Source organism: Brenneria izadpanahii, from assembly GCF_017569925.1.
Taxonomy (GTDB): domain Bacteria; phylum Pseudomonadota; class Gammaproteobacteria; order Enterobacterales; family Enterobacteriaceae; genus Brenneria; species Brenneria izadpanahii.
In genome coordinates this window covers 2,670,852-2,683,044 of record NZ_CP050854.1, presented here as the reverse complement: position 1 = coordinate 2,683,044, position 12,193 = coordinate 2,670,852, and the positions used below count along the sequence as shown (strand labels likewise).

Annotated in this window: 13 protein-coding genes and 1 pseudogene; 9 read left to right on the top strand and 5 right to left on the bottom strand. The window is 53.5% G+C overall.

Going from position 1 to position 12,193, the window contains the following annotated elements; genetic code table 11:
* The first annotated feature begins 18 nt into the window (after positions 1-18).
* Positions 19-1,659, top strand: a complete 1,641-nt coding sequence (locus HC231_RS12060; RefSeq protein WP_208226893.1) for an ABC transporter substrate-binding protein — start codon at positions 19-21, stop codon at positions 1,657-1,659.
* Positions 1,660-1,704: 45 nt separating this feature from the next.
* On the opposite strand, the gene ribA is transcribed toward HC231_RS12060, so the two are convergent.
* On the bottom strand, positions 1,705-2,298 hold the full coding sequence (ribA, locus tag HC231_RS12055; RefSeq protein WP_208226892.1) for a GTP cyclohydrolase II: 594 nt from the start codon (positions 2,296-2,298) through the stop codon (positions 1,705-1,707).
* Between the two features lie 418 nt (positions 2,299-2,716).
* Here ribA and pgpB point away from each other — a divergent pair, with 418 nt between their 5' ends.
* Positions 2,717-3,484 (top strand): phosphatidylglycerophosphatase B, encoded by a 768-nt coding sequence (pgpB, locus tag HC231_RS12050; protein ID WP_208226891.1) that lies wholly within the window; start codon positions 2,717-2,719, stop codon positions 3,482-3,484.
* A 114-nt stretch (positions 3,485-3,598) separates the two neighbouring features.
* Here pgpB and HC231_RS23975 read toward each other — a convergent pair.
* Positions 3,599-3,745: pseudogene (locus tag HC231_RS23975) on the bottom strand (sugar-binding transcriptional regulator); the annotation flags it as partial.
* A gap of 264 nt (positions 3,746-4,009) precedes the next feature.
* Between HC231_RS23975 and HC231_RS12045 the strand changes: the two are divergent.
* The 4 genes from HC231_RS12045 (at position 4,010) to yciH (ending at position 6,774) form a co-directional block, all read left to right on the top strand.
* On the top strand, positions 4,010-4,315 hold the full coding sequence (locus HC231_RS12045) for a LapA family protein (RefSeq protein WP_208226890.1): 306 nt from the start codon (positions 4,010-4,012) through the stop codon (positions 4,313-4,315).
* 13 nt (positions 4,316-4,328) lie between these two features.
* Positions 4,329-5,498 carry a lipopolysaccharide assembly protein LapB gene (lapB, locus tag HC231_RS12040; protein WP_208226889.1) on the top strand — a complete coding sequence of 390 codons (1,170 nt, stop codon included), beginning with the start codon at positions 4,329-4,331 and terminating at the stop codon, positions 5,496-5,498.
* A gap of 235 nt (positions 5,499-5,733) precedes the next feature.
* Entirely contained in the window at positions 5,734-6,441 is a 708-nt protein-coding gene (gene pyrF / locus HC231_RS12035) for an orotidine-5'-phosphate decarboxylase (protein WP_208226888.1), read from the top strand.
* Between the two features lie 3 nt (positions 6,442-6,444).
* Complete coding sequence (yciH, locus tag HC231_RS12030; protein WP_208226887.1) at positions 6,445-6,774, top strand: stress response translation initiation inhibitor YciH; 330 nt, start codon at positions 6,445-6,447, stop codon at positions 6,772-6,774.
* Between the two features lie 24 nt (positions 6,775-6,798).
* Here yciH and HC231_RS12025 read toward each other — a convergent pair whose 3' ends face one another.
* Positions 6,799-7,845 carry an ABC transporter permease gene (locus HC231_RS12025; protein WP_208226886.1) on the bottom strand — a complete coding sequence of 349 codons (1,047 nt, stop codon included), beginning with the start codon at positions 7,843-7,845 and terminating at the stop codon, positions 6,799-6,801.
* A 48-nt stretch (positions 7,846-7,893) separates the two neighbouring features.
* A complete protein-coding gene (locus HC231_RS12020) occupies positions 7,894-8,955 on the bottom strand; it encodes an ABC transporter substrate-binding protein (protein ID WP_208226885.1) in 1,062 nt (353 codons plus the stop codon).
* A gap of 366 nt (positions 8,956-9,321) precedes the next feature.
* Here HC231_RS12020 and HC231_RS12015 point away from each other — a divergent pair, with 366 nt between their 5' ends.
* Positions 9,322-10,137 (top strand): ABC transporter ATP-binding protein, encoded by an 816-nt coding sequence (locus HC231_RS12015; RefSeq protein WP_208226884.1) that lies wholly within the window; start codon positions 9,322-9,324, stop codon positions 10,135-10,137.
* Between the two features lie 60 nt (positions 10,138-10,197).
* Positions 10,198-10,728 carry an OsmC family protein gene (locus HC231_RS12010; protein ID WP_208226883.1) on the top strand — a complete coding sequence of 177 codons (531 nt, stop codon included), beginning with the start codon at positions 10,198-10,200 and terminating at the stop codon, positions 10,726-10,728.
* A gap of 187 nt (positions 10,729-10,915) precedes the next feature.
* Here HC231_RS12010 and osmB read toward each other — a convergent pair whose 3' ends face one another.
* Positions 10,916-11,128 (bottom strand): osmotically-inducible lipoprotein OsmB, encoded by a 213-nt coding sequence (gene osmB / locus HC231_RS12005; RefSeq protein WP_208226882.1) that lies wholly within the window; start codon positions 11,126-11,128, stop codon positions 10,916-10,918.
* A gap of 333 nt (positions 11,129-11,461) precedes the next feature.
* Between osmB and araD the strand changes: the two genes are divergently transcribed.
* Positions 11,462-12,157 (top strand): L-ribulose-5-phosphate 4-epimerase, encoded by a 696-nt coding sequence (gene araD / locus HC231_RS12000; RefSeq protein ID WP_208226881.1) that lies wholly within the window; start codon positions 11,462-11,464, stop codon positions 12,155-12,157.
* Positions 12,158-12,193 lie beyond the last annotated feature (36 nt).

The following is a 12,193-nucleotide window of genomic DNA, read 5'->3' as shown; positions in this document are numbered from 1 at the left end:
CAGTAATAAGGAATTTATATGAACTTCGCGCTAAACGTCAGCGGCAAGAAAACGCTCTGTGCTCTGCTGCTCCCACTTTGTTCCGCCGTGAGTTCGATTGCCGTTTATGCGGCGGAGGTTCCCGCCGGCGTTCAACTGGCGCCGAAGCAGGAACTGGTTCGCGGTAACGGCTCCGAACCTGCTTCGCTCGATCCGCATAAAGTCGAAAGCGATGTGGAAGCCCATCTTATTAATGACTTTTTTGATAACCTGATTCGCGTGCGCGATGATGGCTCCGTTCAGCCCAGATTGGCCGAGAGGTGGGACAATGACGGCAACCGGGTATGGACATTCCATTTGCGTCCGGGGCTGAAATGGTCCGATGGCTCGCCGCTGACGGCCGATGATGTCGTCTATAGCTGGCGGCGCCTCAGCGATCCCAAAACGCTGTCGCCTTACGGCAGTTATATCGCCAGTATGTACGTAGAGAACGCGGCGGATATTATGGCTGGGAAGAAATCGCCGCAGGAATTGGGAATAAAAGCGCTGGATAGTCAAACGATTCAGATTACGCTGGAGCACCCGGTGCCTTATTTTCTGGAAATGGCCGATTACCATGTCCTGGTTCCGCTGCCGAAAGCCGTCATTGAAAAATATGGCAACGCCTGGACGCAGGTAAAAAATTTCGTCAGCAGCGGTCCGTATGTAATGAGCGAATGGGTTGTCAACGAACGGCTGGTGGGGAAACGTAATCCGCAATATTGGGACAACGCCCATACGGTGATTGAAAAGGTCACTTACTTACCTATTTCCTCGCAGTCGGCGGAGCTCAGCCGTTATAAAGCGGGCGAAATCGACGTGACGAATATCCTTTCTCCGGTACAGTTCAAGCAATTGCAGCAGGATTACCCCAATGAAGTGAAAATCTCGCCGCTGCTCTGCACCTATCTTTATCAGTTCAACACCCAGAAAGCGCCGTTCAACGATCCGCGCGTGCGCCGGGCGCTGGACCTGAGCCTTGATAAAACCATTATCGCCAATAATGTGCTGGGTATGGGACAGATTCCTGCTTATAACCTGCCGCCGGACGGCACCGGCGGGTTTAAAAACCTTATGCCTGAATGGGCCGGATGGACGCAAGGGCAGCGGAATAACGAAGCGAAAAAGCTGCTGAAGGAAGCGGGATTTGATGAAAAGCATCCTTTGAAATTCAGCTTGCTTTATAACACTTCCGAGTCACACCAGCGCATTGCGATCGCCGCCAGTTCCATGTGGAAGAAAAATCTGGGCGTTGAAGCGAAATTGGTGAATCAGGAGTGGAAAACCATGCTGGATACCATGCGGCTTGGCGATTATGAAGTCGTCCGCTATGCCTGGATTGCCGACTACAATGAGCCAAGCACCTTTCTGAATATCCTGCGCTCGCAGGACAGTAACAACAATTCGAAATTCAGCAATGCGGAATATGACGCTTTGCTGCAAAAAGCGTTAACCGTCAGCGACAAGGCGGAAAAAGAGAAGATATACCAGCAGGCGGAAGCGATTCTTCAGCAGCAGATGCCGCTCTCGCCAGTCTATCATTACGTACAGCCGCAGATGGTGAAACCTTACATCGGCGGTTTTCATGCGAATAACCGGGGGCAATACTATACGCAGGATATGTATGTCATCGCCCACTAAATAAGTCGTCCGGTCAGGCTATCCGCTTGACCGGACGGGGTAATGTTATTTCATATTCAGCAGATGACCCAGCTTGGCTTCCTTCGTTTCCAGATAGTGTTCATTTTTCGGGTTGCGGCCGACGATCAGCGGCACCCGTTCAACGATATTGATGCCCGCTTCATTAAGGATTTTTACTTTTTGCGGATTATTGGTCAGCAGCCGGACCGCATTAACGCCCAGCAGTTTGAACATGTCCGCGCACAGCGTGAAGTCTCGCTCATCAGCGGCAAAACCTAACTGATGGTTTGCTTCGACGGTGTCCGCGCCCAAATCCTGCAGCGCATACGCGCGAATTTTATTCAGCAAGCCGATATTCCGGCCTTCCTGACGGTGATACAGCAGTACGCCTCGCCCTTCTTCGGCGATATGCCGTAGCGCGGCCTCAAGCTGGAACCCACAGTCACAACGCAGGCTAAATAAGGCGTCTCCCGTCAGACATTCAGAGTGCACGCGTGCCAGAACAGGAGTCGGGCCGGAAATATCACCATAAACCAATGCGAGATGATCATGTCCTGTGGCTAATTCTTCAAATCCCACCATCAGGAAATCGCCCCAGAGGGTGGGTAATTTGGCTTCTGCCACCCGTTTTAGCTGCATGTTATTCTCCAAAAAACAAAAATGCTGACGCGCATCCTACTGCCGGAAGCGGGCATTGACCAGCAAAAAACATTGCCATGCCAATAGATTTTTAGGTGCAGCCGGGCGGCAAAAGAACCAACCGCCAGAAGCGCTATAAACCGAGTGATGGGAGTGACGAATCCGTCCGCTTTCCAAAGAGGCGCCGGGTAACTTAAGAAAGCCGGCATCGCTGTAATCTGGAAGATGAACGGCATAACAAAGTTAGGGTATCGCACACACCGATCGCGTCTGAGCGGCGCGGAAATATTGATGCGATCGGCCACTCATTGACTGAACCGAGAGCTATTTTACGCCATACTGACCGTTCACGCCGTTTTTTTTGATAGAATTGTGACATTACTGTTGCAAGCATCACACTGAATTATAGGAAGAAAAGATGTACGACATCGCCAGACGAACCACTATTGGTGCGATAATTTTACTGATAATGCCATTGATCATCTGGGCCAGCGGGTGGCAGTGGCAGCCGGGAAATCATGGTTTATGGCTGCGCATGTTGTACTGGTCAACCGAAACGGTGACGTCGCCGTGGGGGACGTTAACCAGCGTTATACTGAGCGCCTGGTTTCTCTGGTGCTTGCGTTTTCGGGTAAAACCGGCGATCGGCGTGCTGGTCATTATGGTTATCACGGTAATGATTGGTCAGGGCGTGAAGTCGGGGATTAAAGAGTGGGTTCGGGAATCCCGGCCGTTTGTCATCTGGCTGGAAAAGAGTCATCAGATTGACGACAGCTATTTCTATTCTCTGCCGCGCAAGGCGCGCGCCGATCTGGTAAAAAATCAATTGCAGGACGAAGAGGGGATCCCTCACTGGCTGCGCCATCACTGGCAAACTGAGACAGGATTCGCTTTCCCGTCAGGGCATACCATGTTCGCCGCTACCTGGGCGCTGTTGGGGGTGGGATTGCTGTGGGCGCGCCGGCATTACAAAACCGTGGCGATACTCATGCTGTGGGCGATATCGGTGATGGGCAGCCGTCTGGCGTTGGGAATGCACTGGCCGCGGGATCTGGTTGCGGCAACGTTGATCAGCTGGTTGCTGGTGGTGGTTGCCTGCTGGTTGGCTCAACGATGGTGCGGCCCGTTTTTGTCGCCGCGGGAAGAAGCCCAGGAAGCGGTGGCGAAAGACGCGGTCAATGACTAACTTTTTTAGCGTTTTGCTTCGTTGATTTCCTTTCCTTTTATTGTACGGCGGATGGCGTTATGTCATCCGTTATCTTATTTATCGAGTTGTTCTATATCCTGAAACTCAATGACCGGCAGGGCGTATGGCCGCTCGGCGTTGGATTGCGCCCTGGGCTTTACCGCAGGGCGTGGTGGTCCGTGATACAAATGACGGTGATAAACGGAGTGATTCAGCAATTTCTGCTTGTTTCATCCCTTCGCTATAATAAAGCGTAGCGATCTTGACCGATAATTGCTGTTCATCCTGCTTCTACGGCTCCTCTCCTGCTGATACGCCTTAGTCATTTTTATTCAGCCTGGATAACTAACAAGCGCGGGCGGCGGCTTAAGCCTTCCTCTCGGGGGCGCTGTTTAGGGTATAGGTGAAGAGGGCGATAGGTCGCCGAACTTTCTCTGTCTGCGTGGAAAGTCGTAATTATATGGGGTTTATCGCCAAAATTTGGCATAATTCATTTGGTTAATGGGATATCACAGGAAATAGAACGTGAAATACTTGCTGATTTTTTTACTCGTGCTGGCGATATTCATCATTTCTGTCACACTGGGTGCGCACAACGATCAGACGATTACGTTTAATTATCTGCTGGCGCAAGGGGATTATCGCATATCGACGCTGCTGGCCACGCTATTTGCGATAGGCTTTATCCTGGGCTGGGTAATTTGTGGTTTGTTTTATCTGCGGCAGCGCATTGCATTAGGCCGCGCTCAACGTAAAATCAAGCGCCTGGAACAACAAATTTCAGCCTCAAATGAGGAAAGCGTGACGCCAGTTCAGACCGCCACCCACTAAGGAATCATTTTTTATGCTAGAACTGCTGTTCCTGTTGCTGCCTGTGGCCGCCGCTTATGGTTGGTACATGGGGCGCAGAAGTGCGCAGCAGGACAAAGAGCAGGAATCCAACCGCCTGTCGCGCGAATATGTCACAGGGGTGAACTTTCTGCTATCCAATCAGCAGGATAAAGCGGTTGAATTGTTTCTCGACATGCTCAAGGATGACAGCAACACATTTGAAGCCCATCTCACCCTCGGCAATCTTTTCCGTTCTCGCGGCGAAGTCGAGCGCGCTATCCGCATTCATCAGGCATTGACCGAAAGTACATCGCTTACGTTTGAGCAGCGTTTGCTGGCCGTGCAGCAGCTTGGCCGGGACTATACGGCGGCGGGGCTGTATGACCGGGCAGAAGAAATTCTCAAACAGTTGGTGGATGAAGAAGATTTTCGGCGCGGCGCGCTACAGCAGCTGTTACAAATTCATCAAGCCACCAGCGACTGGCCGAACGCTATTGATGTCGCGGAAACGTTGGTGAAGATGGGAGAGGAGCAACTCAGGGCCGACATCGCGCATTTTTACTGCGAGCAGGCGTTGCAGGCCATGAGCAGCGACGACCTGGATAAAGCGCTGGCGTTGTTGAAGAAGGGCGCCGCCGCGGACAAACAGTGCGCTCGCGTATCAATCATGTTGGGGCGCATTTATATGGCGCAACAGCAATACGCCCGCGCTGTCGATGCTCTGCAACAGGTGCTCGATCAGGACAAGGAGTTGGTCAGTGAAACGCTGCCGATGTTGCAAGAGTGCTATCAGCATTTGCAGCAGCCGCAGGCATGGGCGGAATTTCTGACGCGGTGCGTGGAAGAAAATTCGGGCGCGACGGCAGAACTGATGCTGGCGGATATCATTGAGCAGCAACATGGAACGGAAGCGACCGAGGTGTATATTAATCGCCAACTCCAGCGGCACCCGACGATGCGCGTATTCCACCGGCTAATGGATTATCACCTGAACGAAGCGGAAGACGGCCGGGCCAAAGAGAGTCTGCTGGTGCTGCGTGATATGGTCGGCGAGCAAATCCGAACTAAACCGCGCTATCGCTGCCATAAGTGCGGCTTCACGTCCCAATCCCTATACTGGCACTGTCCTTCCTGCCGCAGTTGGGCCAGCATCAAACCTATCCGTGGGTTAGACGGTCAATAGCAAGCTATCCCGTGTGAAGCGAACATCTTATCGTTAGCACTCGCTTTAGTTACAACATACTAATGAATAAACACGCTTACCGTTCCAGAAACGGCCGCCGATGGCATTCGCCTGACAGGCGGCTGGGATTTCAACGGCGGGGCATGTAGAATGCGGCGGGAATTTTAGGCCTAATGCTGGTTTGTTAAATCAAGAGGGGTGACAAGTGAAACACGAAAATCCAAAAGAGAATGGCATGGCGACATCATCCCCAATTATCGTGGCGCTGGACTATGCCGATCGACAGTCCGCACTGGCGTTTGTTGACCGCATTTCCCCGCAGGATTGCCGGTTAAAAGTGGGTAAAGAGATGTTCACCCTGTTCGGTCCGCAGTTTGTAAAAACGCTCCAGCAGCGCGGGTTTGACGTATTCCTTGATTTGAAATTTCACGACATCCCGAATACCGTCGCCCATGCTGTCGCCGCCGCCGCCGATCTGGGCGTCTGGATGGTAAATGTGCATGCCAGCGGCGGCTCGCGCATGATGATGGCGGCGAAAGACGCGCTGCTGCCGTTTGGCGACGACGCGCCGCTGTTGATCGCCGTTACGGTGCTGACCAGCATGGAAGCGGAAGATCTGCGCGATCTGGGCATTACCGTCAGCCCGGCGGAACAGGCGGAAAGATTGGCGTTGCTAACCTATAACTGCGGGCTGGACGGCGTGGTTTGTTCCGCGCATGAAGCCGAGCGTCTTAAACAAGTATGCGATACCGGCTTCAAGTTGGTTACGCCGGGGATTCGTCCCGCCGGCAGCGATGTAGGCGATCAGCGCCGCATCATGACGCCGCTTCAGGCGCAGCAGGCCAGCGTGGATTATATGGTGATCGGCCGTCCGATTACGCAATCCGCCGATCCGGCGCAAACGCTGCGTGATATCCGGGCGTCTCTGGCTGCGAAGGAGTGATCGATGAGTCGTAATGATGATAGCCGTTTGGTCTATTCAACGGAAACCGGTCGAATCAAACCAGAAGAAGAGAAAGTTGTGCGTCCGCGCGGCGATGGCATCGTCCGAATCCAGCGGCAGACCAGCGGGCGGAAGGGCAAAGGCGTTTGCGTCATCAGCGGCGTCGATCTTGATGATGCCGCGCTGGATAAGCTGGCGGCGGAGTTAAAGAAAAAGTGCGGCTGCGGCGGCTCGGTAAAAGACGGCCTCATCGAGATTCAGGGCGACAAACGCGACGTGCTGAAACAATTGCTGGAAGCGAAAGGCATGACGGTGAAGCTGGCGGGCGGTTGAGGCTGCCTGCGGCAAACGGCGCGGCTACCATTTAACCGCGTCTTTCTGCCATGCCAGCAGGCGATCGCGAATGGCGAAAAGCAGCGTTATCAAAGATGAAAACAGAATCGCCATCACGATCAGCGCGGCATACATATTGGCATAGGCCGCCCAGCCCTGCGCCCATTGCAGATACCAGCCCAGGCCCGCTTTCACGCCGATCATTTCCGCCGTCACCAGTACGGAAAAAGAGGCGCCGAGTCCCATAAACAGGCCGGTGAACACATGCGGCAGTGACGCCGGGATCGCCACGCGCAGGATAAGAAAGCGAGGATTCGCGCCCAGGGTGCGCGCCACGTCATAGTAATTTTTATCCACGCTGGCGACGCCGGACCAGGTCAATACCGTAAGCGGAAACCAACTGGCCAGCGCGATTAAAAAAATCGCCGCGGAAAAGCTGGTCGGGAAAATATAGAGCGACATCGGCAGCAGCGCGATAGGCGGAACCGGGCCGAGGAAACGCAGCACCGGATGAACCCAATAGCCCAGAGCCTGCGACCAGCCGATGGCCGCGCCGGTAATAAAGCCCGCCACGCTGCCGAACAAAAATCCCAGTCCCAACAGCCTGAGGGAGTGCAGCACGCTTTCGCCCAGCCGGGACCAGTCGGTGATATAGGCCTCAACCAGCGCATGGGGCGGCGCGAAAAAAGGAACCGGCAGCCAGGCCAGTTTCGCCGTCAAGATTTCCCACACAGCGCTCAGCAACGCCAGCGCGATGAGCCAGCGTCCGCTGTTGCGAATGGCGCCGGTCACCGGTTGGAAAAACAGCCGAAAGCCGGGAAGCTGCTCCAATACGGCCAGCGCCAGGATGATTGCTGCGAATGCCGCGACAATAATGTTGGTTTCAGCAACATAGAGCGGTTTAATAAATCCGCTGGGTTTATCCGGCCACAGCAGCATCAGCAGCGCAAGAGCGCCCCACAGCAGCGCGGCGATCAGCCCGCCGTACCAGAGCGGGGAAGCGCCGCGCGCCTCCTTGGACGTCTCCGCAGAGGCGTAGCGTTGCCTGGATAATAGCGATTTCTCCGACATAGCCCCTCCCGCCAATCGAAAGTCGTAACGTCACCCTAAACAGCCGGATTATGAATGTTGATGCGTCGTGTTTCCCTCGGCATTCAGTACATCCGGCACATAGTGCGAGGCAAAACTGACGGCATCGGTATCAGGACGAATGACATTGATTTCTTTCAACTCATTGACATAAAACGCCACCTCTTTACGCAGTTGTTCGCCGGTGGAGTGGTGGTTGTGAGTGTGTTCGCCCAAAATCGTGGCGACATCCTGGGCCGGGATATTGCTGGGTAGATAAGGGGCGAAGATAGCCGCCGCCTCTGCCGGATGGTCGGCCGTCCACTGCTGCGCATCCACAATCGCCTGAGTAACGGCCCTGGCGATATCCGGTTTCTCGCGTACCAGCTCGCCGCGCAGACCGAGCACGCAGCAGGTGGCGTTGGCGTATTCGCCCGTCAGATTATTGGAAATCTCCACTAACTGGTCATTACGCTTGATCAACCAGGATTGCGGATCTTCGCCGGCTATCGCCTGAACTTCCCCTTTGCGCAGCGCTTCGCCGAACAGATCGGCAGGATACTGTATCCAGTTGACCTGACGATCGGGATCGATGCCTTGTTTCGCCAGTTGGATGGCGAAAAAGTTGCGTACCGGACTGGCCTGATCGGTGACCGCCACCGATTTCCCGGCCAGATCGGCAATGCTTCGGATATTGCCGTTGCGAGACGCCAGCAACCGCATGCAGCCGCCGTGGGTGCCGACGGTCAGATTAACGTCAAATCCCTGTTCCAGCGGTTTCAGCCAGCGCAACGCCATGCCGATGCCGCCATCGGCGTGGCCGGTGGCGATAGCCTGGAGCAGCGCGTCGGTGGGGCCGCTGAAATTGATCGGCTCTATCTTCAAGCCATATTTTTCAAATAATCCCTGCTTGAGCGCCACGGAGATGGGCGCCTGGCAGACCGCCGTCTGTCCCCAGGCCAGCTTCACCGTGGTGAGCGGCCCGGTCGCGGCCGGGCCGGCGGCGGGCGGCGCCCCCAGCGTAGGAAATGGCAGCAGCCCGGCTGCGGCGCCGGTAATCCCCAGAGACGCCAGGAAGCGCCGTCTTGAAAGCATTAATGCGCGATTAGACATAAACCAGTCCCTTATCGTTGAGGTAATGTAGGCGCTTATTATTTGAAATTGCGTCGTTATTTGTCGTATTTACAGCCATGTTTGGCTACGGCGTATTTATCCTTATATAAAATGTTATTTGGCGGGAAATAAAAAATAATTTTATGTCATTTAATATGCTGAAATATTAATAACGATATTGGATGCGCCGTCGTCAGATATTATCTGGCAATACTTATTCGTATTTATACTACCTGAAACCGGATAAGTTATTTTAGACTGGGTTCAGAGCAAGATTATCTGGCGATAAGTCATGTATGCATTTTCAAACAATCGCCAACGCTTTTATTTAAATGGAAATTATTATTCGCGGGAGGGTAATGCGATATGGCTATTACCGTTAGCGCCGCTAACGTTAAGCGGGAAACAGCGCTCGGATTACATTTAGAGGTTAATCACGTCAGCCACGCGTTTACGCTGAAAGGAAGTTTACTGCCCGTGCTGAACGATGTTTCCATTTCGCTTGCGCCGGGCGAGTTTATTACGCTGCTGGGGCCGTCCGGCTGTGGAAAATCTACCTTGCTGCGGCTGATTGCCGGTCTGGATCAACCGTCGCAGGGGCAATTGCTGGCGGATGGCGAACCGATTTCCCAACCCGATCCCTCCAGAGTGGTGGTGTTTCAGGATCCAACGCTGTATCCCTGGCGCACCGTCTGGCAGAACGTGGCGCTGGGGCTTCAGGCGCGCGGGCAATTGGATGAAGCGGGTAAACAGCGCGTCGATCGCTTCTTGCGGCATGTCGGTCTGGATCAGTTCGCCGGAGCCTGGCCGCGCCAGCTATCGGGCGGCATGGCGCAACGCGCCTCGCTGGCCAGGGCGCTGGTGAACAATCCGCGTCTGCTGATTCTGGATGAACCGCTCGGCAAACTGGATTCGCTGACGCGTATTCGTATGCAGGGGGAATTGCTTAGCCTGTGGCAGGAAAGGGGCTACAGCGCGCTGATGGTCACGCATGATGTGGAAGAGGCGCTGTTGCTGGCAAACAAGGTGGTGGTATTAAGTCCGCGTCCGGCGCGTATTCTGCAAACGATTGAGGTAACGCTACCTTATCCGCGCCGCCGTAATGATCCTCAACTGGTGGCGTTACGCACGCAGATTTTGGCATTACTGGGAATGGAAGGTAGTAATGAATCCTCGGAATAATATATTTTTGAAGGAATTAGCCTGCGGTTTATTTCGGTAAATATTTAAAAAGGAGTAACGATGAGCGATCTGAATGAATATTTGGCGCAAAAAAGAGAGGCGCTATTGATTCGCAATGCGCGCGATCCGGCGACGTTAAAAAAAGAGACCATTACCGCGCGTTCAACGGCGGAAGGGCGCAGCGGTATTCGTCATATTCGTATTCGCGATCATCATATTATTAGCGATAGTCCGCCGGATTTCGCCGGATATAATCTTGGGCCGGCTTCGCCGGAAATTTTTATTGGTTCGTTATCCAGTTGTTTGACGCATATATTTCTGATTCATGCGGCTGAACGGAAAATTCCGCTTACCCGGCTGGAAGTGGAGGTGCAGGCGGATGTCGATGTGCGTGGAGGAAAGGAAGGATATGAAAATACGCCCTTTTATCCTTTTAATCTGCGCTATACGGTTGAAATAGATTCAACCGCCGATGAAGCGGAAATCACCGCCCTGCATCAGGCGGTCGAAGCCTGGTGCCCGGTTCTTAATTTGATTAAAAATCCGCAGCCGATAGAAGGGGCGATTCGCTATCGTCAGGTGGATGCCTGACGGAAAGTGGAAATGATTATACCGACGCCATCCCCGCGCGGGTGGGGGATCTACTTTCAGGTAATGCGTCGATGTCGGGAAGATTGCTGCCTAGGCAGTAATGATGGAATTGCGATTATCAAGGCTGAACGTCAACAACCTGAAATGGAGCCGAAGCTCCATTTCATAAAAATACTGAGGATGATTTTTAGTCCACCTGACGGCCGATAAGACCGCCAATGGCAGCGCCGCCCAGCGTTCCCAATGTTCCTCCGTTCGTGAGCACCGCGCCGCCCACTGCGCCGGCGCCGGCGCCAATCACGGTATTGCGGTCGCGTTTGGACATATTTGAACACCCAGTTAACGCGACGGTCAGCGCAATGGCTAAAACCGCGCTAGCAAACTGTTTGTTTACTTTCATATTGTTCCCCTTGTTACACTGGTTCCACGTTCTTCAGGTGAAGAAAATAGCGCATCACGACTTTTTCACGGTATTAAATAAACAAGCCATGCCTTTCATTGTCTGGCTGCCAGTATAATCATCGGCAAAATGCGGAATAGGTAAAAAATCTTAATTCCCTAACGTTACGATAACGATAGCAATATTTGGTAAAAATGGTTGTTTTTTAGACAAAGAATAAAAATAAATAGCGGCCGACAGCAGAACACTGCCGGATCTTTAGCGATTTAGCCCATAGCGATGACGGCCCGCGGCCGGGAAAATGGTCCCATTCCAGGGCAATGGGGGCCGGTCATGTTAGATGATCTGAAAATAGCAGTATTAGAAGCCAATCTGGCACTGCCGCGGCATCAGTTAGTGACGTTTACCTGGGGCAACGTCAGCGCGGTCGACAGAAGCCGGGGCCTGATGGTGATTAAGCCTTCCGGCGTGGAGTACTCCGTTATGACGGCCGATGACATGGTCGTCGTTGAGTTGGAGAGCGGCAAGGTGGTTGACGGGACTAAAAAACCTTCATCGGACACCGATACTCACCGCGTGCTGTATCTGGAATTTCCCGATATCGGCGGCATCGTTCACACCCATTCCCGCCATGCCACCATCTGGGCCCAGTCGGGTAAGGATATTCCGGCCTGGGGAACCACACATGCCGACTATTTTTATGGCGCGATCCCATGCACCCGGTTGATGACCGATGAGGAGATTGCCGGCCGCTACGAATGGGAAACCGGCAAAGTTATTGTTGAAACCTTTACTACTCGCCAGATCTCTCCATCCGCTATTCCGGCGGTATTGGTGAATTCACACGGTCCCTTTGCCTGGGGCAAAGATGCGGATAATGCCGTGCACAATGCCGTGGTGCTGGAGGAAATCGCCTATATGGGGATTTTCTCCCGCCAGATAACGCCCGATCTAAACGTCATGCAGCAAACCCTGCTGGATAAACACTATTTGCGTAAGCATGGCAAGAACGCCTATTACGGACAGTAAAATCCCTCCATGCGGAGGGATTCTTGTCACGTTAGG